The following is a 21,483-nucleotide window of genomic DNA, read 5'->3' on the forward strand; positions in this document are numbered from 1 at the left end:
GAGCGGCAGGAAGCCGGGCTTACGCGTCGAGGTCGATCAGCTCGCGGCTATACATGATCAGGATCTGGCGCAGCAGTTCGACGTTGCTGCGGTCGAGCACCAGCACCAGGTCGGGCTTGCGGTCGAGGTTGAACTGCATGCGCAGCTTGCCCGGCAGTTCGCGGCAGTTCAGGCTGATCGCGCGCGGGTTGTTCGGGTTCTGCCAGTCGAACTGGGTGATTTCCGGTGGCGCCGGCGGGGCTTGCAGGGTCGGGTCCTGGTTCACCGGCAAATGCTTGTTCAGCCAGAACACGATGTTCGCGGGGATATGCAGGCAGACGTCGCTGGCGCCGTGCGCGGAAAATTTCGCGAGCAGCGAATTGCCCACGCGATCGCAGGACATGGACATGCTCTTGACTTGACGAATGACCGCTTCTTTCACGACGAAGTTCCTCAGGTTGGGTTGATTTGCTTGAAAAAGGCGCAGCGATTCTACCTGATCCCACCGCCAAATTGTGTGCATTCAGCAACTGACGCGGAAAAGAAAACGGGGAGCATGCAGCCCCCCGTCGTCGTCACCCATGTGTTTGCCAACCGCCCCGATCGGCGGCTGGGACGCGTCGCGTCATCGTCGGCCCGCCCGCTTATTTCGCGCTGCGGCTCTTCGACGAGGTACGCGAACCGCTGGCCGAACCGGCGCTGGCCGATTGGCGGTTACCGTGGCTCATGCTGCCTGCACGGCGTGCTTCTTCCGAAGTGAATTCGTGCGCGGTGCCTTTCTGGTGCGCTGCCTTGCCGCCCTGGCTGGCGATTTCACGCTGGCGTGCCGGGTCCATCGAAGCGAAACCGCGATTGCGGGTGCCGCTGCTCTGGCTGTTGGACTGGTTGCCGCCCTGCTTGTTACCTTGGTTGCTCGAAGCCATGATCGTGTTCTCCCTGTTCACTTGTAAAACCGCCGCGTCCTGCGGCAGGCTACCGCCCGCACCCAGCTGCATTGCGCCGATGAGCGTGCGGTTGAAATCATCTTAGGCAGGGCAATTGGATGAGGGTATAGGACGTTTTCAGATGACTTTGTAGGACTTCACGCAAGAGAAAATGCACTTACGAAAGGAACTGTCAATAGGCAAGAATGCCCATCAGTTGTAGTCCTACACACTACCGCTGCGTCTTCCTATACTGGATGTCGGAAGGCGCGCGCATCATGAGGGGATCAGGCGGCGCCAGCGGCGATGGGCCGGGCGGCCGCGCCAGCGAACTTGTCTTGTGAAAGGAAATGTCATGGACGCGAACCAACGCAGCGAAATGAACAACCAGACCAATAACGGCGGCAACGAAAAGTGGAATGCGAATGCCAAGGGCAAGACCGCTCCCGATGCCCCGCTCGACCACACCTATCCGCAAGGCGCGTCGCAGCAGCAGGGCCGCCAGGGCATCGACCAGATGGGCACCCAGCAAAGCGGCATGGGTCCCGGCCCGTGGACCGAGGAAAGCAGCCGCTGGGACTTGCCGGGCGGCTCGATGCAGACCCAGCAGAGCGGCGGCAGCGGACCGACGCAAGGCATCACCGACAGCCACCAGCGCCAGATGGAACAGCATTCGCAAGCCTGGGGCGAACTGGAACAGCCCGTCGGCGGCCACCGCGCCGCCGGCAGCGGCGTATCGGTCGCACCGCACCAGGGCGGCTATGCCGGCAACGCCCAGGCCGAACGCATGAATCCCCAGGATCCGCGCCAGCCCGAATTGCAGGGCGGATCGCTAGGCCATCATCACGGCGTATCACAGCCTGCCTCGCAGCCGGCATACGGCAGCCAGGCCATGCAGTCCGGGCAGCAGGTGCAATCGGCGCAAATGGCATCGGCCGGGCAGCCGGGCAATAGCCAGCGTGCCGAAGACCTGCCGCGCACGCCTGTGCGGCAACGCCAGGACAGCACCGACCGCGCCGGCTCGCAGACTGGCGAACAGGGCCGCGAACAGGGCGCCGAGGTCCATCAGTCGAACGACGTCGCCGGTGGCCTGCCGCGCAGCCCGGGCAACGCGGGGCCGCGTACCGAAAACCAGGAATGGCAGCCCGGCGCCAGCATGAAGGACGAACCGAATCCGGTGCACCAGTCGAACGACGCCGCCGGCGGCTACCCGAAGAGCCCGGCCGGCGCCAACCGCCTGGCGGGCGACCGCAAGATGGACGACGACACCGGGTTCTCGCGCAAGTAATCGTCCGTCCTTACCAGCTCCCATAAGCCCTGGCTTCGGCCGGGGACCTTGACCGGCTACCGCGAGGTGGCCGGTTTTTTCATTCTTCGGCTACCGCGAGGTGGCCGGTTTTTTTACGTCCCGCCATGTGCGCAGACGATCGGCCAGTAAGGTTTCATGCGTCTGGAATCAACGCTGAGCCCACAAATTCACGCACTCCATGTAGGACTAATCTTTCTCCCTCGATGAAATTTTGTGAAATTATTTGAGACGGTTTCGAGCACGCGAACACGCTCCTGTGGCGGATTGACACAACACTTATGATCGTTCCTGGCGACGTCGGCACTTGATTCAGATTCAGAACACACCATCACGCAGGAACTCGACCGTTCGTCGCGGAATCGAACCACCCTGATTATTGCGCACCGCTGTCCACCATCGTCAACGCCGACCTCATCGTCGTCATGGACCGCGGGCGCCAACACAGGGAGGCGAGCATGCAAGAAACGAACAGGGAGACTGTCGGCACCGGCCTCGGGCCGCCGCTCGGGCTGGCCTTCAGCGTATCGGTGGTCGTGCCCACCTGCGGCCGCATGGACCTGCTCGACCGCTGCCTCGACGCCCTCAGCCGCCAGACCCTGCCGGGCAGCGCCTTCGAGATCATCATCGTCGACGACGAGCCCAACCACAACACCCTGCACCTGGTGGCCGGCTGGCGCGCCCGCACGCTCGACCGCGGCCCGCGCCTGGTGTATGTCGCCAATTCCGGCCAGCACGGCCCGGCGGCGGCGCGCAACCTCGGCTGGCGTGCGGCCCAGGCCGCGATCATTGCCTTTACCGACGACGACACCGTGCCTTCGCCCACCTGGCTGGCCCAGGGCCTGGCCGCCTTCAACGAGAACGTCGACGTCCTGTGCGGGCGCGTGGAAATGCCCTTGCCGGCCACGCCCACCGATTACCAGCGCACCGCGCGCCAGCTCGAAACCGCCGAGTTCGTCGCCGCCAACTGCTTCTGCCGCAAAAGCATCCTCGAGCGCCTGGACGGTTTCGACGAGCGCTTCACCGAACCCTGCCGCGAAGACAGCGACCTGCACTTCCGCCTGCTCGGCATCGACGCGCGCATCGTGCGTGCGCCGCAGGCGCTGGTGGTGCATCCGCTGCGCCCTGCGCCCTGGGGCGTGAGCCTGCTGCACACGCGCCGTGCCGTGTTCGACGCCCTGCTCTACAAGAAGCATCCCGGCCTCTACCGCGCCAAGGTCGAGCCGGCGCCGCGCTGGGACCATTACCTGGCCGTGGGGGCCCTGCTGCTGGCCCTGGCCGGCTGGCTGGCCGGCAGCGCCCTCGTGTTCGGCCTGGCCGGCCTGGCCTGGCTGGGGCTGACCGCGCGCCTGTGCCTGCAGCGCCTGCGCGGCACAGCGAAAACCGCGTCCCATATCGCCGAGATGATCGTGACCTCGGCCCTGATCCCTCCGCTGGCGGTGTTCTGGCGCCTGGCCGGAGCCGTCCGTTACCGCGTCCGCTTCACCTGAGGTTCCCATGCGCCGACTCAAGGTCCTGACCTGGCACACCCACGGCAGCTATCTGTACTACCTGTCGCAGGCGCCGCACGACTTCTTCGTCCTCTCGAAGCCCGGCCGCCCGCCCGGCTACGGCGGGCGCTGCGGCCACATGGCCTGGGGCGACAACGTGCACGACCTGCCGGTGGCGCAGGTGCGCGGCCAGGAGTTCGACTGCATCCTGTTCCAGGACGTCCACCAATGGGAAAAGGACCAGTACGCATTCCTGACGCCGGGCCAGCGCGCCCTGCCGCGCATCTACCTCGAACACGATCCGCCGCGCGCCCATCCCACCGACACGCCCCACCCCGTCGACGACCCGAACGTGCTGCTGGTGCACGTCACGCCCTTCAACGAGCTCATGTGGGACAACGGGCGCACGCCCACCACCGTCATCGAGCACGGCGTGCTGGTGCCCGAAAGCGTGCGCTACCGCGGCGACATCGAGCGTGGCCTGGTCATCAGCAACCACCTGGCGCGGCGCGGGCGGCGCATGGGCCCCGACCTGTTCCTGCGCGCCCGCGCCGAACTGCCGCTCGACCTGGTCGGCATGGCCGCCGAAGAGCTGGGCGGCATCGGCGACATCCCGCATGCGCAGCTGCCGGCCTTTGCCGCCCACTACCGCTTCCTGTTCAGCCCGATCCGCTACGCCAGCCTGAGCCTGGCCGTGATCGAGGCCATGATGACCGGCATCCCGGTGGTGGCCTTTGCCACCGCCGAGATGGCCACTGTCATCGAGGATGGCGCCAATGGCTATTCCGACACCCGCTTCGAGCGCCTGGCCGAGTGCATGCGCGAACTGCTGCGCAGCCCTTCGCTGGCGCGCGACATCGGCCAGGCCGGGCGCCGCCGCGCCCAGGAACGCTTCTCGATCGAGCGCTTCAGCGCCGACTGGGACGCCGCCCTGCGCCAGGTCACGGGTAGCTAGCGGGAGGCTGCATGCGCCCAGCTCCACCCACATTCGCGAATGTTCAATCATCAGGAGCAGACATGGCAATGATGCAGGAAAAGACGCAGGAAGCGGCGCTATCGACGATGAACGACACCACCTGGCCCTGACATGAAAGCGATCTTTCTCGACAAGGACGGCACGCTGATCGACAGGCTGCCGTACAACGTGGAACCGCGCCGCATCCGTTTGGCTGCCGGCGCCGGCCCGGCGCTGCGCCTGCTGGTCAAGCTCGACTACCGTTTGTTCGTGGTCAGCAACCAGTCCGGCATTGCCGAAGGCCGCTTTCCGGAAGATGCGATGCATGTGGTCGGCGACCGCATCGCCGACCTGCTGTTCCGCGAAAACCTGATGCTCGACGGCTTTTACTATTGCCCGCATCACCCGGGCGGCACCGTCGCGCGCTATGCCATCGACTGCCATTGCCGCAAGCCCCTGCCCGGGCTGCTGTTAAAAGCCGCGATGGAGCACGGCGTCGATCTGCGTTCGTCGTGGATGATCGGCGACATCCTGCACGATGTCGAAGCGGGCAACCGCGCCGGCTGCCGCACGATCCTGCTCGACAACGGCAACGAAAGCGAATGGCGCCTCGGACCGCGCCGCATCCCCACCCGCATGGCGCCCGACCTGTACGGCGCCGCCGTGCTCATCGCCAGCCACGAGAACGAATGACGCGCCCCGCTCTCCCCTGGAACCAGGCGCGCCACCTGCTGTGCGTGCGGCTCGACGCGCTGGGCGACGTGCTGATGTGCACGCCCGCGATGCGCGCACTGCGCGCCCAGCACCCCGAGCGCCGCCTGACGCTGCTCGCTTCGCCTGCCGGCGCGGCGCTGGCGCCCTACCTCGACGATGTCGACGCCGCCATCGCCTATGAAGCGCCGTGGATCAAAAGCAGCGCCGACCTGCGGCCCGAGCAGCACCGCGACAGGCTCGCCACGCTGGCCGGACACGGCTTCGATGCCGCCGTGATCTTCACCTCCTATAGCCAGAGCGCGCTGCCGGCCGCCTTGCTGTGCCAGCTGGCCGGCATCCCCTTGCGCCTGGCCTATTGCCGCGAACAGCCTTACCAGTTGTTGAGCGACTGGATCGCCGACCCGGAACCGGGCGCCATGGTGCGCCATGAAGTGCAGCGCCAGCTCGACCTGGTGCGCCACGTTGGCGCCGAGATCGCCGACGAGCGCCTGGCCTTCACGCCCCTGCCCGCCGACATCGATGCGGTGCGCGGCAGGTTGAGGCAAGCCGGCATCGATCCGGACGGGCGCTGGCTGGTGCTGCATCCCGGCGCGAGCGCCCCGGCGCGCCGCTATCCGCCGCATCACTGGCAGACCCTGGTCCGGGAATTGGGCGAACGCGTCAAATGTCCGCTGGTCTTTACCGGTGCGGCGCACGAGGCCGCACAGATCGCGCAGATCGTGGCGCCTGCCAGGGAGTCAGGCGGCGCCCCGGTCCACTCGTTCGCCGGGCAACTGCATATTGGCGAACTGGGCGCGCTGCTGTCCCAGGCCTCGCTGGTGGTGAGCAGCAACACCGGCCCCACCCACCTCGCAGCGGCGGTCGGTGCACCGGTGGTCGACTTGAGCGCGCTGCCCAATCCCCGGTACACGCCCTGGCGCGTGCCGGGCCGCGTGCCGAACCACGATGTCGGCTGCCGCAACTGCGCGCGCAGCATCTGCCCGCAAGGCCACCACGACTGCCCGGAAAAGCTGGCGCCGAGCCAGGTGGTCGACGCGGTCTGCAGCCTGCTCAAGCAGACCGAGCCTTACCGGCGAAAGGAGATGCGCATGGCATGACGACCCTGCCGCGCACCCGGGACGCTTATTTGCGCAGTTTCTGCCCGGCCGGCGCCAGAGCCGCTCCGCTCGAACGGAACAATGCGAGCGGAATCGCATTCGCCATCGCCTGCATGCCCAGGTCGTTCGGGTGCAGGTGGTCGCCGCTGTCGTAGGCCGGCAGCATGCGCGTCGGGTTGGCCGGGTCGCGGACGGCGCGGTCGAAGTCGATCACGGCGTCGAACTCGTCGCTGCCACGGATCCAGTTGTTCACGGCCTGGCGTACGGCTTCCTTCTCGGGCGAGTAATAGCCGGGGAAGATCGTGCCTTCGAACGGCGTCAGCGTGGCGCCGTACACCGGAATGCCCTTGGCGTGGGCGCGGGAGATCAACTGGCGGTAGCCGGCGATCAGGTCCTGCGCCGTCACGGTCTCGGTGACCGGGATGGTGCCGGTGCCTGGATGGCCGATATCGTTGATGCCGATCAGGACGATCAGGTGGCGCACGCCGCTGGTTGCCAGCACGTCGCGGTCGAAACGGACCAGCGCGGCGCGTCCGAACAGCGGCTGCTCGCCCGGGTCGCGCAGCAGGCGGTCGCCGCCGATGCCGCGGTTCACCACGCCGAGGCGGCTGTTCAGCGCGCGCAGCGCCGGCGAAGCACCCGCCGCCGACGCCTGCGCGGCGTTGGCCTTGCCGGCGCCCGTGCCTGCGGTCGTGCCGGTGCGAATGTCGGTGCGGATGTCGGTGCCCGCGCCGCTCGTCGCCGTGTCGCGCGTGGTCTGCAGGCGCAGCGCCAGCAGGTCGGGCCAGCGGCGGTTGGCGTCGACCGTGGTCACCGCGCCATCGGTGATCGAGTCGCCCAGGGCGACGATGGTGCCGGCGCCCGGTGCGCTGACGTCGACTTCGGTCAGGAAGGGCCAGGAGGTGATGGTGCGCTGGGTCGGCAGCGTGGCTGACGCTGTGAAATCGCCCGGCAGCGACACGTAGTTGGTCTGGAAGGCCGAACCGTGGATCGTCGTGGCCTGGACTTCGCCCGGCAGGTAGAGGCTGACGGCCAGGTCGCCCAGCGCCGGCACGTTCAGGTCGACCGGGTCGGACAGCACCGGCGCTCCGGCCGGCACCGTGATCGAGGTCGCGCCGCTGAAGGTCAGCACGCGGTCGCTGCCGGCCACGATGTCGGCGCCGGCCTGGCGCAGCGCGATGTGGGCGGCGCCGATGCGCAGCGGCGTGCTGCCGAGCTCGTTCGACACGCGGATGCGCACTTGCGGACCGCCGATGCTGGTATGCACAATCAGGCGCAAGGTCTGGTCGGTGAAGGTCTGGGTCTGCGCCGGCAGCGGTGGACCGGCGGGCGCAGTGCCCCAGGTGCCGACCCATTGCTGGCTCGCGTCCCACAAGCCCTTGTCGGCGTGGGCGCTCAGCGGCAGCGCCAGGCTGGCCAGCGCCAGCGCGCCGGCGGCCAGCAGGCTGCGCAGCCGCGTGGTCGGTCGCGGCGAAGAATGAACGGGGTCGGACAAGAACAGCGACTGCATCTTCATGTGTGCTCCTCGTTGTTGGGGTCGCCGCCAGCTGGCGGAACGCCCAATCTAACGATCCCGACCGTTGCGAACAAGGTACGGGCAACGAGCAACATTGCGCAAAGTCGAAGCCTGCGCAGAAAACCGATGAGCCAAGGGAACTTTATTGAAGCGGCTAAATAAATGCCACTCCAATTCAGTCAGATGAAACGCTCAACCCTTCAGCTTGCGCGCAGTCGGCAGGAAAGCCGTGGCCAGTCCCAGCAGCGGCAGGAAGGAAATCACGCCATACACCCAGACGATGCCGTGCTTGTCGGCCAGCTCGCCCAGCCCGGCCGCGCCAATGCCGCCGATGCCGAACATCAGCCCGAACATCAGGCCCGAGACCATGCCCACGCGTCCCGGCACCGCTTCCTGGGCATACACCACCAGCGCGGCAAAGGCCGACGACATCACCAGGCCGATGGCAATCGCCAGTACCGCCGTCCAGAACAAATTGGCGTAAGGCAGCGCCAACGCAAACGGCGCCACGCCGAGGAAGGAAATCCAGATCACCGCCTTGCGGCCGATGCGGTCGCCCACCGGTCCGCCGGCAAAGGTACCGGCAGCCACGGCCGCCAGGAACATGAACAGGAACATCTGGCTGTGCTGCACGCTCAGCTGGAAACGCTCGATCAGGTAGAAGGTGAAGTAGTTCGTGAACGAGGCGATGTAGACGAACTTGGCGAACATCAGGATGCAGATCACGGCCACGGCGCGGATCACGCCGGCACGGTCCAGGCCTGCGCCCTGGCCCTGCGACAGGCTCTTCGCCTTGGCCGCGCCGTGGTGGCGGCCCCAGACGCTCAGGCGCGTCAGCACCAGGATGGCAACGATGGCCACCACCAGGAACCATGCCACCGCGCCCTGGCCGTGGGGAATGATGATTGCCGCCGTCAGCAACGGGCCGATCGCGCTGCCGGAGTTGCCGCCGACCTGGAAGGTCGATTGCGCGGTGCCGAACTTGCCGCCCGAACCGAGGCGCGCGATGCGCGAGGCTTCGGGGTGGAAGGTGGCGGAACCGATGCCGATCACGGCCGCCGCCACCAGCAGCATGTGGTAGCTGTTCGCCGTCGCGAGCAAGGCGATGCCGACCGCCGTCATCACCATGCCCGATGGCAGGAGCCAGGGTTGCGGGTGCTTGTCGGTATAGATGCCGACCCAGGGCTGCAGCAGCGAGGCCGTGATCTGGTAGACCAGGGCCAGGATGCCGATCTGGCCGAAATCCAGGGCGAAACTGCTTTTGAGCATAGGGAAGATCGCCGGCAGCATGGCCTGGATCATGTCATTGAGCAGGTGGGCCACGGCTGCGCCGCCGACGATGGGCAGCAGGAAGCCGTGCGGCTTCTCGGCAGTCAGGGAGACCGGTGCTGTGTCCGGCGTACCGAGTTGGGAAGGTTTGGCAGTCATGAAAGATCGAATAATGAACGGCGCCCTGCCCGGCTAATATGGGGAAGGTAGCGCAAGCCTGAAGCATAGGTCAGCCGGCGGTGGCCGTCTCGCGCTAGGCTGCCACCACCTGTAGAATTCCTGCCATGGCACTGCATCCTTCCGAAAAACATCCGCACTTCGACCACTTGCCTCGTCCGCTCGTCGTCATGGAAAACCGCTGGCCGGCAGGCACCTCGACCGGCTGGCATACGCACCCGACCGGGCAACTGCTGTATGCGACCGAAGGCGTGATGCTGGTGAACACCGATGCCGGCTCCTGGGTCGTCACGCCGAACCGGGCGTTGTGGATGCTGCCGCGCCTGCGCCACAACGTCACCATGTCCGGCGACGTGCTGATTCGCACGGCCTACATCGACGTGGCGAAAGTGCCGACGTTGCCGCTGGCAAGCCGCGTGATGAACGTCTCGCCGCTGCTGCGGGAATTGCTGGTCGAAGCCGTGCGCATTTCACCAAGCGAGGAACCGCAGGGACGCGACGCCCGCCTGATCGATTTGCTGCTCGACGAAATCCGCATGTCCCCGGTGCTACCGCTGCACCTGCCGATGCCGGATGAAGGACGGCTGAGAAAGCTGTGCCGCGCACTGAGCGACAACCCGGCGGCGGACAATAGTGCAGCCGAATGGGCGACCTCGATCGGCGTCGGCGAGCGCACGCTGCACCGCATGTTCGTCAAGGAAACCGGCATGACCTTCGCCACTTGGCGCGAACAGGCGCGCCTGCTGCATGCGCTGCAACGGATTGCGAACGGCGACAAGATCATCGATGTCGCGCTCGATTGCGGCTATGCCAGCCCGAGCGCGTTCGCGGCCATGTTCAAGCGCCATTTCGGCGTGACGCCGACCAGGTTTTTTATTTAGCCACCCGTGGATAGCGAAAGGTTGGTACAAGCGACTACCCAGCGTGGCGCAGCCTAATTCCAGGTAGACACGAAGACCTGGACGGTTGCTGACGACCCGTTGCGGACCTTCACTGCCGAGGTCACTGGTCCAAGTTAAGTTTACCTGCGCACGCCGGTTCAGGTTAATCGGACCCAGGCTCGGCGCAAATTTCTTCCAAGATGAGAAATTGCCCAGCTTCGGCCCCGGTAACGACGAAACTAACCCATATATTTTTCCCCGCTTGCGTCGTTACTTCACAGTCGATTGCAGCCCGAAGACCAGAGTCGCTTTGCTGGCAAAAGACTACCGACAGGTTATTCGGCCCCATTTGCAGGAGCTTATTTCCTGACGTCTCGGATAGTGCTTCGGCCAAGTCCATCATTACGGCATCGACCGGATTACGCCCGCAGGCCACTGCATAGCCATAACGCTCTACTAGCAATTCGAACTGGCCTGTCGCTAACAGGTCGACTCCTGCCGAAGCCAAATCGCGCAACGCATTTACATTTTGCTGTTGAGGTAGTAGCTGCATGTCGTTTGATCCTTGCATGTTGGGATGGCTGCTTGTGGGCCGATTGCGGACATTAGAATGGCTCACTGTACGATGCTATTACTTGGACAACAAGAATCGAATGTCGTACGCCACGGCGCCGCCTTGCAAAGGTAAAACTGTAGAGCTAAAAGCTGCGGGGTCAATGCAGGGGTAACCGGGCCGGAAAAGAAAAAGGCCAATCCGAAGATTGGCCTTTTTCCCTGATTCTTTTGGTCGGGGCGAGAGGATTCGAACCTCCGACCCCGTGCACCCCATGCACGTACGCTACCAGGCTGCGCTACGCCCCGACTAGTCAACAATTATACCAGAGACAGAAAAATGTCTTAGGTTTTTGTCACAGTCCAGCCTCGTTTCCAGGCTTACTTCCAGTCCCCGCGCAACTCGCTCACCTGTTCGTACAGGTACTCCGGCGTCGCCTCCTGCGGCGGCACCGGCGCGCCCACCGCCAGCGCCAGCTTCGAACGCAAACCACGCGTCAACGAACGCTCGAACACATTCCCCGGATCGCGCGTGAACACGCTGCCCCACAGCCCGCGCAGCGCCATCGGGATCACCGGCACCTTGCTGCGTTCGACGATCTTCGAAATCCCGCCGCGGAACTCGTTCATGTCGCCGGTACGGGTCAGCTTGCCTTCCGGGAAGATGCAGACGAGGTCACCTTCATGCAGGGCCTGGGCGATGTCGATGAAAGCGCGCTCCATCAGGAAAGGATCTTCCTTGGCCGGCGCAATCGGAATCGCCTTGGCGGTGCGGAAGATCCAGCCCAGGAAAGGCGTCTTGAAAATGCGGTGGTCCATCACGAAGCGGATCGGGCGCGGGCTGGCGGCGCCGATCACCAGCGCGTCGACGTAGCTGACGTGGTTACACACCAGCACCGCCGGACCTTCGTCGGGAATCCGCTCGACGTCCACGGTCTTCACGCGGTGGATCGTGTGGATCAGCAGCCAGGCCAGGAAACGCATCAGGAATTCCGGCACCAGCGAGAAGATGTACAGCGCCACCAGCGCATTCAGCAGCGCGGTCACCAGGAACATCTGCGGAATCGTGAAGCCCTGCCCCAGCAGCAGGATGGCCACGCCGGCCGCCGCCACCATGAACACCGCATTCAGGATGTTCATGCCGGCAATCGTGCGCGACACGTGCTTCGGATCGCAGCGCGTCTGGATCAGCGCGAACAGCGGCACGATGAACAGGCCGCCGAACACGCCGATCAGCACCACGTCCATCAGGATGCGCCACGTACCCGGCAGTTGCAGCAGCGCCATCGCGCCGACGGTGGCCGTATTCGTGTAGGCCAGGCTGGCAAAGTAGAGATCGATGCCGAACACCGACAGCCCGATCGCGCCGAACGGCACCAACCCGATCTCGACCTTGTGACCAGACAGTTTCTCGCACAGCAGCGACCCGGCGCCGACGCCGAGCGAGAACACGGTCAGCAGCAGCACGAACACGCTGTTGTCTCCATGCAGGTAATCCTTGGCATACAGCGGGAATTGCGACAGCACCAGGGCGCCGTAGAACCAGAACCAGGAATTACCGAGCATCGACAGGAACACGGTGCGGTTCTGGGCCGAGAAGCGCAGATTGCGGATCGACTCGGCAATGAAGTTCTTGCTTACCTGCAGTTCCGGCGCCGGGGCCGGCGAAGCCGGGATACGCCAGCTGGTCAGCAAACCGAGCGCGGCCATCGCCAGGCTGGCGCCGGCCACCAGTTCGATGCCCCAGGGCTTGTGCACCACCAGCAAGGCGCCCAGCACCTGGCCCAGCAGGATGCCGACAAAGGTCCCCATCTCGATCACGCCGTTGCCGCCAACCAGTTCTTCCGGCTTCAGGTGCTGCGGCAAATAGGCATACTTCACCGGCCCGAACAGGGTCGAGTGCACGCCCATGCCGACCACGGCCGCGATCAAGAGCCACAGCGTGTGCGTCATCCAGCCGATACCGGCCACCAGCATGATGCCGACTTCGAGCAGCTTGACGAAGCGCGACAGCCTGCCCTTTTCCACCTTGTCGGCAATCTGGCCGGCGGTGGCGGAAAACACGACATACGGCAGGATGAACAGGCCGGGAATCAGGTTGTTCAGCAAACCCGGTTCGAGCGTGGTCCACGACAGCGCGTCATAGGTCAGCGCCACCATCAGCGCGGTCTTGAAGAGGTTGTCGTTGAAGGCGCCCAGGAACTGGGTCCAGAAAAACGGCGCAAAGCGGCGTTGGGACAACAGGGAAAACTGGCTCGTTTGGCTCATGCTTCGGTCTCGTTGGCGTCGGGGCGGATGGCGGTGTGTAATTTACAATACCTGGCCGGGCTTGAATACAAATATTTCCCGTGTAGCAATTCAGCCGCCGATAGTAATACGCTTGGTAGCGCGGCGCGATACCGTGGACACGGGGTAAAGCGCGATGTTTGAGGCCGAGCAATACAAAAAGCGGCCCGCGGGCATGGAAACGCGTGTAGCGAAAGCGGCACGGGAAGTTCGGTTGACACCGGTATTTCGCGTTTGAGACAGCGCAAACGGCGCCATTGTGCGCCTTGTTGTGCAGTGCAGCGTGAGTAGAATGCTCGGATGAATTCGCCCAAGCTCCCCAGCCTCCAGCACAGCGCACCCGATGCGCTCTACGACGACATCGAGCAGGAATTGCTCGCGCTCACCACCGCCTCGCTCGACGACGACGGCGCCGACGTCTCGCCCACCGTCGTGGACGAGTTCGATAACGAATTCCTGGCCGAACTGAGCCTTACGGACACCAGCCGCCCGCCCTGTTGAGGCGAACGGCAAACCGTCAGGCTCAGCTCAGCGTCTCGAGCCTGATGCGGATCACCTTGCCGACCACCGATCCCAGCGCCTCGATGCGCTCGATGGCGGCGTCGACGTTCTTTTCGCGCGTCTGGTGGGTGATCATGATGATGTCGGTGCGAGCGTCGCCGCGATGTCCCTTTTGCAGCACGGCGTCGATCGAGATGCCGGCGTCGGCCAGGATGCGGGTCAGGTCGGCCATCACGCCGAGCTGGTCGTTCACGTACACGCGCAGGTAATAGCTGGTCGTGATTTCCGACATCGGCAGGATCGCGACATCGGTCATCTGGTTCGGCTGGAAGGCCAGGTGCGGCACGCGGCAATACGGGTCGACCGTGGCCAGGCGCGTCACATCCACCAGGTCGGCGATCACCGCCGAGGCCGTCGGCTCGGAACCGGCGCCCTTGCCGTAGTACAGGCTGGCGCCAACGGCGTCGCCCTGCACCAGCACCGCGTTCATCGCGCCTTCGACATTCGCGATCAGGCGCGTGGCCGGAATCAGGGTCGGGTGCACGCGCAGCTCGATGCCTTCGACACCTTCCGCATGCGCACGGCGGGTAATGCCGAGCAGCTTGATGCGGTAGCCCAGTTCTTCGGCGTAACGGATGTCGTCGGCCTGCAGCTGGCTGATGCCCTCTACGTGCGCCTTGTCGAACTGCACCGGAATACCGAAGGCAATCGCCGACATGATCGTCAGTTTATGCGCCGCGTCCACGCCCTCGATGTCGAAGGTCGGGTCGGCTTCGGCATAGCCGAGTTCCTGGGCCTGCTTCAGGACGGTCGGGAAATCCAGGCCCTTGTCGCGCATCTCGGACAGGATGAAGTTGGTCGTGCCGTTGATGATGCCGGCCACCGATTCGATGCGGTTCGCGGTCAGGCCTTCGCGCAGCGCCTTGATGATCGGCACGCCGCCGGCCACTGCCGCCTCGAAGGCCACCATCACGCCTTTTTCCTGGGCCGCGGCAAAGATCTCGTTGCCGTGCAGGGCCAGCAGCGCCTTGTTGGCGGTGACCACGTGCTTGCCGTTGGCAATGGCGCGTAGCACCAGTTCGCGCGGCAATTCGTAGCCGCCGATCAGTTCCACGACGATATCGATATTCGGGTTGTCGACCACCAGGAAGGGATCGTCGACGATCTCGCATTGTCCGCCGGTCACTTGCGCGGCGCGCTCCAGGTTGCGCGCGGCAACCATGGCGATCTCGATGCCGCGGCCGGCGCGGCGGCGGATGTCTTCGCCGTTGCGTTGCAGGACGTTGAAGGTGCCGGCACCAACCGTGCCGATGCCGAGGAGGCCAACTTTGATGGGTTTCATGTGCAATCTGTCTGTTTCAGCGCGCGTGGCGTCGTCGGTAACCGTCGAGGAAGCGGGCGATACGGCCGCAGGCATCGGTCAGGTCGTCGGAATTGGGCAGGAAGACCAGCCGGAAGTGGTCCGGCGTAGTCCAGTTGAAGCCGGTGCCCTGCACCAGCAAGACCTTTTCCTCGGCCAGCAGTTCGCAGATGAACTGCTGGTCGTCGGCGATCGGGTACATCGCCGGGTCCAGGCGCGGGAACATGTAGAGCGCCGCTTTTGGCTTGACGCAGGACACACCCGGGATATCGGTGAGCAGCTTGTACGCGAGGTCGCGCTGCTTCAGCAGGCGCCCGCCCGGACGCACCAGGTCGTCGATGCTCTGGTAGCCGCCGAGGGCGGTCTGGATCGCGTACTGGCCCGGCGCATTCGCGCACAGGCGCATCGAGGCCAGCATGTTCAGGCCTTCGATATAGTCCTTCGCATGGCGTTTCTCGCCCGACACCACCATCCAGCCGGCGCGGTAGCCGCAGGAACGGTAGTTCTTCGACAGGCCGTTCAGGGTCACGAACAGCACGTCGTCGGCCAGCGAGGCGATCGACTCGTGCACGTGGCCGTCGTACAGCACCTTGTCGTAGATTTCGTCGGCGTAGATGATCAGGCCGTGCTGGCGCGCCAGCTCGATGATCTCGAGCAGGATTTCGCGCGGATACAGGGCGCCGGTCGGGTTGTTCGGGTTGATGACGACGATCGCGCGCGTGTTCGGCGTGATCTTGCGCCGCATGTCGGCGATGTCCGGCATCCAGTCGGCCTGCTCGTCGCAGATGTAGTGCACCGGCGCGCCGCCGGCCAGGCTGACGGCCGCCGTCCACAGCGGATAATCCGGGGCCGGCACCAGCACTTCGTCGCCATTGTTCAGCAGGCCCTGCATGGCCATGACGATCAGTTCCGATGCGCCATTGCCCAGGTAAATGTCATCGATGCCGACGCCCGCGACCTTCTTTTGCTGGGTGTAGTGCATGATCGCCTTGCGCGGCGCGAACAGGCCCTTGGAATCGGTGTAGCCGGCGGCGCCGGACATATTCCGGATCATGTCCTGCATGATCTCGTCGGGCGGATCGAAACCGAAGACAGCCAGGTTGCCGATGTTCAGCTTGATGATCTTCTGGCCGTCATCCTCCATCTCGCGCGCTTTTTGCAGCGCCGGGCCGCGGATCTCGTAGCAGACATCGTCGAGCTTGTTCGATTTCAGAATCGGTCGCAAATTGTCACCTGTAGTTGGCCCGCATGTTGCAGTGCGAAAAATACCATTCTGCCGAAAGCGCCAGATTTAAGCAATACGCATCCGGGAGCAGGCGAAAAGGGCGGGAAGGACGGAAGGCTTATAATGGGCGGCTCTTTTGCCAACCATTTGACGCCATGAAGCTGCATTCCGACGACAATCAACAATACCAGACCGTGACCGGCTACGATGCCTCGGGCGTCGAGATCAATGCCGAGCGTTTCAACTACAGCCTGCTGGTGATGCCGGAAACCCCGCCACGCCCCTGGAACGTGACCCGCTTCGAAGACCTGACGGCTGCCCATTTCGAGCAGATCGCGCTTGACGCGCCGGACGTCGTCATCCTCGGCACCGGCGAACGGCAGCGCTTCGTGCACCCGCGCCTGATCGCCAGCCTCACGGATAAACGCACCGGCGTCGAAAGCATGGACAGCCAGGCCGCCTGCCGCACCTATAACGTGCTGATGGGCGAAGGCCGCAAGGTCACGCTCGCGCTGATCATCGACCCTGCCTAAAACGGCGTGAAACCGGCGGCGAAGGACATTTGCATCCTGGCTCTCCAGTGCAAATATCCTTTGCACCCTGGTTCAATCGAACGCCCCTCCTTCGGCCCACTCGTGTAAATTCCGACTATTGTGGTTGAAAGGCAATTTTCCGTCCCCATCTGGCACATCGAATGCCGCACGCCTGTCATGACAGGGCTACCACCCGAGCGCGGCGCAGATTATGATGAGGGCTGCAAGTAGTTGCCCGATACCAGTCCAGGAGAATCCAAGTGGCCGACAGCCCAAGCGCAGCAACCGTAGAGAACTTTAGCGCCGCCATGACCGGCGACCAGACCTTCCAGCTTGGCGGGCGTCCCGCGAAGTACACGGTGCTGTATTTCTATCCCAAGGACAATACCCCGGGCTGCACCACCGAGAGCATCGCCTTCCGCGAAAAGCACGACGAATTCCTGGCCGCGAACACCGAAATCTACGGCATCAGCCGCGACTCGCTGCGGTCGCACGAAGGCTTCAAGTCCAAGCTCGGCCTGCCCTTCGAGCTGATCTCCGACCCCGAGGAACTGGTGTGCAACCAGTTCGGTGTCATGAAGATGAAAAACATGTATGGCAAACAAGTCCGTGGCGTCGAGCGCAGTACGTTTGTCGTTGACGCTCACGGCCGATTGGTGAAAGAATGGCGTGGCGTGAAAGTCGCCGATCACGTCGATGAAGTGCTGGAATTTGTGAAGAGCCAGCCTTGAACGGATGGCTCCAGTCGATCAACCTGCTGGACCCTTATCGCTTATTTTGAGTCGCACCGCTTCATCTCAGCATCATTCCAATCTGGCTGCCTGCCAAGGCGGTTTCCCTACTCCCTTGGCCCGCGCCCCCGCAACATTTTTCCAGTGCATAGATCCCGCCCGGCAGCGCACACCACATGGTGCGCTGGCGCGAGCGTCCTCCACTTTTTTAGATTGAGAACCTGATGCCACTACCAAAAATTCCTGGCAAGCCGGCCACGCTGCTGCCGGTAAACGAATACCCCAAAGCCGAACCCGGCAAGTCTCCCGTGCGCGCCCTCGCTGCAGCGCCGGTCGAAGCCGATCCTGTCGAAGACCTCATCAGCGGCAAGGCTGTCCCTGCCGCCAAGTCCACCCGTGCCCGCAAGGGCAAGGCCACGCCGCTCGCAGCGGTACCCGCACCTGTGGCCGAGCGCCCGGCGCAGCAGGCAAGCGTTGCCAAGCTCAAGGAAACGGACATGGACGAACCGCATCCGGCCAAGCACAAGCCGGTCGAGGTCAACGTCAAGTCCTCCACCAGCCGCAAGGCCGACCGCAGCGGCAAGACCAAGGTCTTCGTGCTCGACACCAACGTGCTGATGCACGATCCGACCTGCCTGTTCCGCTTCGAGGAACACGACGTCTACCTGCCGATGATGACGCTCGAGGAACTCGACGACCACAAGAAAGGCATGTCCGAGGTTGCCCGCAACGCCCGCCAGGTCTCGCGCACCCTGGACGCCCTGATCGCCGACATCGACGACGACACCATCGAAGCCGGCATCGAGCTGGCCAAGCTGGGCAACAAGGACGCCAAGGGCCGCCTGTTCTTCCAGACCAGGCTGCAGAACGGCCCCACCCTGCCGGAAGGCCTGCCGGTCGGCAAGGCCGACAACCAGATCCTGGGCGTGGTAAAAGCCCTGGCCAGTGAACAGCCGGACCGCGCCATCGTGCTGGTGTCGAAAGACATCAACATGCGCATCAAGGCGCGTGCGCTCGGCTTGCCGGCGGAAGATTACTTCAACGACCATGTGCTGGAAGACACCGATTTGCTGTACTCGGGCATCGTCCAGCTGCCGGACGATTTCTGGGACAAGCACAGCAAGAACATGGAGTCGTGGCAAGACACGCGCAACGGCACCACCTTCTACCGCGTGACCGGTCCCTTCATCAACAGCCTGCTGGTGAACCAGTTCGTCTACCTGGAGTCCGACGATTCGCCCTTCCAAGCGCAGGTGAAAGAGATCAACGGCAAGACCGCCGTGCTGCAAGTGCTGCGCGACTACAGCCACACCAAGAACAGCGTCTGGGGCATCACCGCGCGCAACCGCGAGCAGAACTTCGCGCTGAATTTGTTGATGAATCCGGAATGCGATTTCGTCACCCTGCTCGGCCAGGCCGGTACCGGCAAGACCCTGCTGGCCTTGGCCGCGGGCCTGGCGCAGGTGCTGGAAACCAAGCAGTACAACGAGATCATCGTTACCCGCGTGACCGTGCCGGTCGGCGAAGACATTGGCTTCCTGCCGGGCACCGAGGAAGAAAAGATGTCGCCGTGGATGGGCGCTTTCGACGACAACCTGGAAGTGCTGAACAAGTCCGACAACGACGCCGGCGACTGGGGCCGCGCGGCAACGCAAGACCTGATCCGATCGCGCATCAAGATCAAGTCGCTCAACTTCATGCGCGGCCGTACCTTCGTGAACAAGTTCCTGATCATCGACGAAGCGCAGAACCTGACGCCGAAGCAGATGAAGACCCTGGTCACGCGCGCCGGTCCTGGAACCAAGATCCTGTGCCTGGGCAACATCGCCCAGATCGACACGCCTTACCTGACCGAAGGGTCGAGCGGCCTGACCTACGTGGTCGACCGCTTCAAGGGCTGGTCGCACAGCGGCCACGTGACCCTGGCGCGCGGCGAGCGTTCGCGCCTGGCGGATCACGCGAGCGACGTGCTGTAAGCGTCTTTTGCCTTGATAGAAACCTGCGCGCCTCGCGGCCCGCAGGTTTTTTTACGACCAGGTTCAGGTAGGGTGGACACCTGTGTCCACGCGGTACGGCGGTTGATATGTGATTGCACAGGCAAAAAAGGCGATGCACGCGGGACGGTTGGGTTCGGCCGCGCCGTTCATTCACCGGTGATACCGCGTGGACACAGGTGTCCACCCTACAAAGGCAAACAAAACGCAAAAAAACGCCCGGCACATTGGCCGGGCGTTATTCATGCATGCGCGAAGCGCACCATTACATGATGTGACGACCAATCCACCAGGCGATCGCTGCCACGAAGGCCGCGGCCGGGATGGTGAAGATCCAGGCCCACACGATGTTGCCCGCCACGCCCCAGCGCACGGCCGAGGCCTTTTGCGAGGCGCCCACGCCGACGATCGCGCCGGTGATGGTGTGGGTGGTCGAGACCGGGATGCCCCAGAAGCTCGCCATCAGCAAGGTCATGGCGCCGCCGGTTTCGGCGCAGAAGCCGCCGACCGGTTTCAGCTTGGTGATCTTCTGGCCCATGGTCTTGACGATGCGCCAGCCGCCGAACAGCGTACCGAAGCTGATTGCCGCGTAGCAGGAGATGATGACCCAGGCCGGCGGGTGCGCATCGGTCGCGCTGGTGTAGCCGGCGGCGATCAGCAGCATCCAGATGATACCCATGGTCTTTTGCGCGTCGTTACCACCGTGGCCCAGCGAGTAGCCGGCTGCCGAGATCAGCTGCAGGCGGCGGAACCAGACGTCGACCTTGCGCGGCGTGCTCTTCACGAACACCCAGGACACGATCAGCATGATGATGGAACCGAGCACGAAGCCCAGTAGCGGCGCCAGCACGATGAAGGCGACCACTTTCCACAGGCCGGCCGAGATCAGCGCGCCGGTGCCCGACTTGGCCACTGCCGCGCCGACCAGGCCGCCGATCAGGGCGTGCGAGGACGAGGACGGGATGCCGTAGTACCAGGTGATGATGTTCCAGACGATCGCCCCGACCAGGGCCCCGAAGATCACGTAGTGGTCGACGATGTGCGGGTCGATGATGTCCTTGCCGATCGTCTGCGCCACCTTCATGTTGACCACGAAGATCGCGACGAAGTTGAAGAATGCCGCCATCGCGACCGCCGACTGGGGCTTGAGCACGCCCGTCGAGACGACGGTGGCGATTGCGTTCGCCGAATCATGAAAACCGTTCATGAAGTCGAAGATCAGTGCAAGCAGCACCAGCATACCCAGCACGTAAATGCTGATGGTGAGATGTTCCATAATTATTTTTGTTCTAAGGAAGCTTACGCGTTCTCGACAATGATGCCTTCGATGATGTTGGCCACATCTTCGCAACGGTCGGTGACGGTCTCGAGGATCTCGTAGATCGCCTTCATCTTGATCAGGTTACGCACGTCCGGTTCGTCGCGGAACAGTTTGCTCATCGCGGCGCGCATCACGTGGTCGGCGTCGGATTCGAAGCGGTCGATCTCTTCGCAGATGGCGACGATCTTTTGCGCGTTGCCCATGTCGTGCAGCAGGGCGACGGCTTCCTGGACCTTCAGGCAGGCGGCCAGGCACAGCTCGGCCAGGCGCTTGGCTTCCGGGGTCACGGCGTGCAGGTCGTACAGGGAGATGGTTTGCGCGGCGTCTTCCATCATGTCGAGGATGTCGTCCATGCGCGTGATCAGCTTGTGGATGTCGTCGCGGTCGAGCGGGGTGATGAAGGTCTTGTGCAGCAGGTCGACGGTGGCGTAGGTGATCTTGTCCGCCTGTTTTTCGATGCTTTCCACGGCGTGGGTGCGGTTTTCCAGGTCGTCGAAGTTGGTCATCAGGCCAACCATTTCTTGCGCACCCTTTACGCACAGCGCAGCGTGCTGGTTGAACAAATCAAAAAACTTGCCCTCGGTGGGCATCAGGCGTCCAAACATGTATTTCTCCGTGATAAAACTCTTGGGACTGCGAATGTCCGCTGCGGTGTCATGCTCCCCCGGCAGCG

General features: G+C 63.9%; 20 protein-coding genes and 1 tRNA gene. 10 read left to right on the plus strand and 11 right to left on the minus strand.

Annotation, left to right across the window (positions count from 1 at the left end):
• Positions 1-19: 19 nt before the first annotated feature.
• Both QPK31_RS11905 and QPK31_RS11910 read right to left on the minus strand, forming a co-directional pair.
• Positions 20-382 (minus strand): hypothetical protein, encoded by a 363-nt coding sequence (locus QPK31_RS11905; RefSeq protein ID WP_290423147.1) that lies wholly within the window; start codon positions 380-382, stop codon positions 20-22.
• A gap of 241 nt (positions 383-623) precedes the next feature.
• Positions 624-902 (minus strand): KGG domain-containing protein, encoded by a 279-nt coding sequence (locus tag QPK31_RS11910; RefSeq protein ID WP_290423148.1) that lies wholly within the window; start codon positions 900-902, stop codon positions 624-626.
• Positions 903-1,257: 355 nt separating this feature from the next.
• Here QPK31_RS11910 and QPK31_RS11915 point away from each other — a divergent pair, with 355 nt between their 5' ends.
• From QPK31_RS11915 to QPK31_RS11935, 5 genes are all read left to right on the plus strand, one after another.
• Entirely contained in the window at positions 1,258-2,190 is a 933-nt protein-coding gene (locus QPK31_RS11915; RefSeq protein WP_290423149.1) for a hypothetical protein, read from the plus strand.
• Positions 2,191-2,666: 476 nt separating this feature from the next.
• Positions 2,667-3,698 (plus strand): glycosyltransferase family 2 protein, encoded by a 1,032-nt coding sequence (locus QPK31_RS11920; RefSeq protein ID WP_290423150.1) that lies wholly within the window; start codon positions 2,667-2,669, stop codon positions 3,696-3,698.
• Between the two features lie 7 nt (positions 3,699-3,705).
• The gene (locus QPK31_RS11925) at positions 3,706-4,653 is read left to right on the plus strand and encodes a glycosyltransferase family 4 protein (RefSeq protein ID WP_290423151.1); all 948 of its coding nucleotides are present in this window, start codon (positions 3,706-3,708) and stop codon (positions 4,651-4,653) included.
• Between the two features lie 132 nt (positions 4,654-4,785).
• Entirely contained in the window at positions 4,786-5,346 is a 561-nt protein-coding gene (locus QPK31_RS11930; RefSeq protein ID WP_290423152.1) for an HAD family hydrolase, read from the plus strand.
• Positions 5,343-6,464: a glycosyltransferase family 9 protein gene (locus QPK31_RS11935; protein ID WP_290423153.1), complete on the plus strand. Its 1,122-nt coding sequence runs from the start codon at positions 5,343-5,345 to the stop codon at positions 6,462-6,464. The genes QPK31_RS11930 and QPK31_RS11935 overlap by 4 nt, the downstream gene beginning before the upstream one ends.
• Before the next feature lie 25 nt (positions 6,465-6,489).
• On the opposite strand, the gene QPK31_RS11940 is transcribed toward QPK31_RS11935, so the two are convergent.
• Complete coding sequence (locus QPK31_RS11940; RefSeq protein WP_290423154.1) at positions 6,490-7,980, minus strand: SGNH/GDSL hydrolase family protein; 1,491 nt, start codon at positions 7,978-7,980, stop codon at positions 6,490-6,492.
• Positions 7,981-8,172: 192 nt separating this feature from the next.
• Positions 8,173-9,408 (minus strand): MFS transporter, encoded by a 1,236-nt coding sequence (locus tag QPK31_RS11945; RefSeq protein ID WP_290423155.1) that lies wholly within the window; start codon positions 9,406-9,408, stop codon positions 8,173-8,175.
• A gap of 125 nt (positions 9,409-9,533) precedes the next feature.
• Here QPK31_RS11945 and QPK31_RS11950 point away from each other — a divergent pair, with 125 nt between their 5' ends.
• Positions 9,534-10,307: a helix-turn-helix transcriptional regulator gene (locus QPK31_RS11950; protein ID WP_290423156.1), complete on the plus strand. Its 774-nt coding sequence runs from the start codon at positions 9,534-9,536 to the stop codon at positions 10,305-10,307.
• Between the two features lie 163 nt (positions 10,308-10,470).
• Here QPK31_RS11950 and QPK31_RS11955 read toward each other — a convergent pair whose 3' ends face one another.
• The 3 genes from QPK31_RS11955 to QPK31_RS11965 all read right to left on the minus strand — a co-directional run bounded on the left by QPK31_RS11955 (position 10,471) and on the right by QPK31_RS11965 (position 13,127).
• Entirely contained in the window at positions 10,471-10,860 is a 390-nt protein-coding gene (locus tag QPK31_RS11955; RefSeq protein WP_290423157.1) for a hypothetical protein, read from the minus strand.
• Between the two features lie 231 nt (positions 10,861-11,091).
• Positions 11,092-11,168, minus strand: a tRNA-Pro gene (locus QPK31_RS11960).
• Positions 11,169-11,240: 72 nt separating this feature from the next.
• A complete protein-coding gene (locus QPK31_RS11965; protein WP_290423158.1) occupies positions 11,241-13,127 on the minus strand; it encodes an MFS transporter in 1,887 nt (628 codons plus the stop codon).
• Positions 13,128-13,445: 318 nt separating this feature from the next.
• On the opposite strand from QPK31_RS11965, the gene QPK31_RS11970 reads away from it, so the two are divergent.
• On the plus strand, positions 13,446-13,646 hold the full coding sequence (locus tag QPK31_RS11970) for a hypothetical protein (RefSeq protein WP_290423159.1): 201 nt from the start codon (positions 13,446-13,448) through the stop codon (positions 13,644-13,646).
• A 22-nt stretch (positions 13,647-13,668) separates the two neighbouring features.
• On the opposite strand, the gene QPK31_RS11975 is transcribed toward QPK31_RS11970, so the two are convergent.
• A complete protein-coding gene (locus QPK31_RS11975; RefSeq protein WP_290423160.1) occupies positions 13,669-14,988 on the minus strand; it encodes a homoserine dehydrogenase in 1,320 nt (439 codons plus the stop codon).
• A gap of 16 nt (positions 14,989-15,004) precedes the next feature.
• Entirely contained in the window at positions 15,005-16,231 is a 1,227-nt protein-coding gene (locus tag QPK31_RS11980; protein WP_290423161.1) for a pyridoxal phosphate-dependent aminotransferase, read from the minus strand.
• A gap of 155 nt (positions 16,232-16,386) precedes the next feature.
• On the opposite strand from QPK31_RS11980, the gene QPK31_RS11985 reads away from it, so the two are divergent.
• From QPK31_RS11985 to QPK31_RS11995, 3 genes are all read left to right on the plus strand, one after another.
• Complete coding sequence (locus QPK31_RS11985; RefSeq protein ID WP_290423162.1) at positions 16,387-16,764, plus strand: Mth938-like domain-containing protein; 378 nt, start codon at positions 16,387-16,389, stop codon at positions 16,762-16,764.
• Positions 16,765-17,024: 260 nt separating this feature from the next.
• Complete coding sequence (locus tag QPK31_RS11990) at positions 17,025-17,495, plus strand: peroxiredoxin (RefSeq protein WP_290423163.1); 471 nt, start codon at positions 17,025-17,027, stop codon at positions 17,493-17,495.
• Between the two features lie 224 nt (positions 17,496-17,719).
• A complete protein-coding gene (locus tag QPK31_RS11995) occupies positions 17,720-19,471 on the plus strand; it encodes a PhoH family protein (RefSeq protein WP_290423164.1) in 1,752 nt (583 codons plus the stop codon).
• A 283-nt stretch (positions 19,472-19,754) separates the two neighbouring features.
• Here QPK31_RS11995 and QPK31_RS12000 read toward each other — a convergent pair whose 3' ends face one another.
• Together QPK31_RS12000 and QPK31_RS12005 are read right to left on the minus strand one after the other, a co-directional pair.
• A complete protein-coding gene (locus QPK31_RS12000) occupies positions 19,755-20,765 on the minus strand; it encodes an inorganic phosphate transporter (protein ID WP_290423165.1) in 1,011 nt (336 codons plus the stop codon).
• Between the two features lie 23 nt (positions 20,766-20,788).
• Positions 20,789-21,415 (minus strand): DUF47 domain-containing protein, encoded by a 627-nt coding sequence (locus tag QPK31_RS12005; RefSeq protein ID WP_290423166.1) that lies wholly within the window; start codon positions 21,413-21,415, stop codon positions 20,789-20,791.
• Between the last annotated feature and the right edge of the window lie 68 nt (positions 21,416-21,483).

The sequence above is a fragment of the Massilia sp. YIM B02769 genome (assembly GCF_030411995.1).
Classification (GTDB): domain Bacteria; phylum Pseudomonadota; class Gammaproteobacteria; order Burkholderiales; family Burkholderiaceae_D; genus Telluria.

What these genes read in the sequence shown, in the direction of transcription:
- QPK31_RS11905 (WP_290423147.1), bottom strand. Translation starts at nt 382, where the DNA reads ATGTCCTGCGATCGCGTGGGCAATTCGCTGCTCGCGAAATTTTCCGCG.
- QPK31_RS11910 (WP_290423148.1), bottom strand. Translation starts at nt 902, where the DNA reads ATGGCTTCGAGCAACCAAGGTAACAAGCAGGGCGGCAACCAGTCCAAC.
- QPK31_RS11915 (WP_290423149.1), top strand. Translation starts at nt 1,258, where the DNA reads ATGGACGCGAACCAACGCAGCGAAATGAACAACCAGACCAATAACGGC.
- QPK31_RS11920 (WP_290423150.1), top strand. Translation starts at nt 2,667, where the DNA reads ATGCAAGAAACGAACAGGGAGACTGTCGGCACCGGCCTCGGGCCGCCG.
- QPK31_RS11925 (WP_290423151.1), top strand. Translation starts at nt 3,706, where the DNA reads ATGCGCCGACTCAAGGTCCTGACCTGGCACACCCACGGCAGCTATCTG.
- QPK31_RS11930 (WP_290423152.1), top strand. Translation starts at nt 4,786, where the DNA reads ATGAAAGCGATCTTTCTCGACAAGGACGGCACGCTGATCGACAGGCTG.
- QPK31_RS11935 (WP_290423153.1), top strand. Translation starts at nt 5,343, where the DNA reads ATGACGCGCCCCGCTCTCCCCTGGAACCAGGCGCGCCACCTGCTGTGC.
- QPK31_RS11940 (WP_290423154.1), bottom strand. Translation starts at nt 7,980, where the DNA reads ATGAAGATGCAGTCGCTGTTCTTGTCCGACCCCGTTCATTCTTCGCCG.
- QPK31_RS11945 (WP_290423155.1), bottom strand. Translation starts at nt 9,408, where the DNA reads ATGACTGCCAAACCTTCCCAACTCGGTACGCCGGACACAGCACCGGTC.
- QPK31_RS11950 (WP_290423156.1), top strand. Translation starts at nt 9,534, where the DNA reads ATGGCACTGCATCCTTCCGAAAAACATCCGCACTTCGACCACTTGCCT.
- QPK31_RS11955 (WP_290423157.1), bottom strand. Translation starts at nt 10,860, where the DNA reads ATGCAGCTACTACCTCAACAGCAAAATGTAAATGCGTTGCGCGATTTG.
- QPK31_RS11965 (WP_290423158.1), bottom strand. Translation starts at nt 13,127, where the DNA reads ATGAGCCAAACGAGCCAGTTTTCCCTGTTGTCCCAACGCCGCTTTGCG.
- QPK31_RS11970 (WP_290423159.1), top strand. Translation starts at nt 13,446, where the DNA reads ATGAATTCGCCCAAGCTCCCCAGCCTCCAGCACAGCGCACCCGATGCG.
- QPK31_RS11975 (WP_290423160.1), bottom strand. Translation starts at nt 14,988, where the DNA reads ATGAAACCCATCAAAGTTGGCCTCCTCGGCATCGGCACGGTTGGTGCC.
- QPK31_RS11985 (WP_290423162.1), top strand. Translation starts at nt 16,387, where the DNA reads ATGAAGCTGCATTCCGACGACAATCAACAATACCAGACCGTGACCGGC.
- QPK31_RS11995 (WP_290423164.1), top strand. Translation starts at nt 17,720, where the DNA reads ATGCCACTACCAAAAATTCCTGGCAAGCCGGCCACGCTGCTGCCGGTA.
- QPK31_RS12000 (WP_290423165.1), bottom strand. Translation starts at nt 20,765, where the DNA reads ATGGAACATCTCACCATCAGCATTTACGTGCTGGGTATGCTGGTGCTG.
- QPK31_RS12005 (WP_290423166.1), bottom strand. Translation starts at nt 21,415, where the DNA reads ATGTTTGGACGCCTGATGCCCACCGAGGGCAAGTTTTTTGATTTGTTC.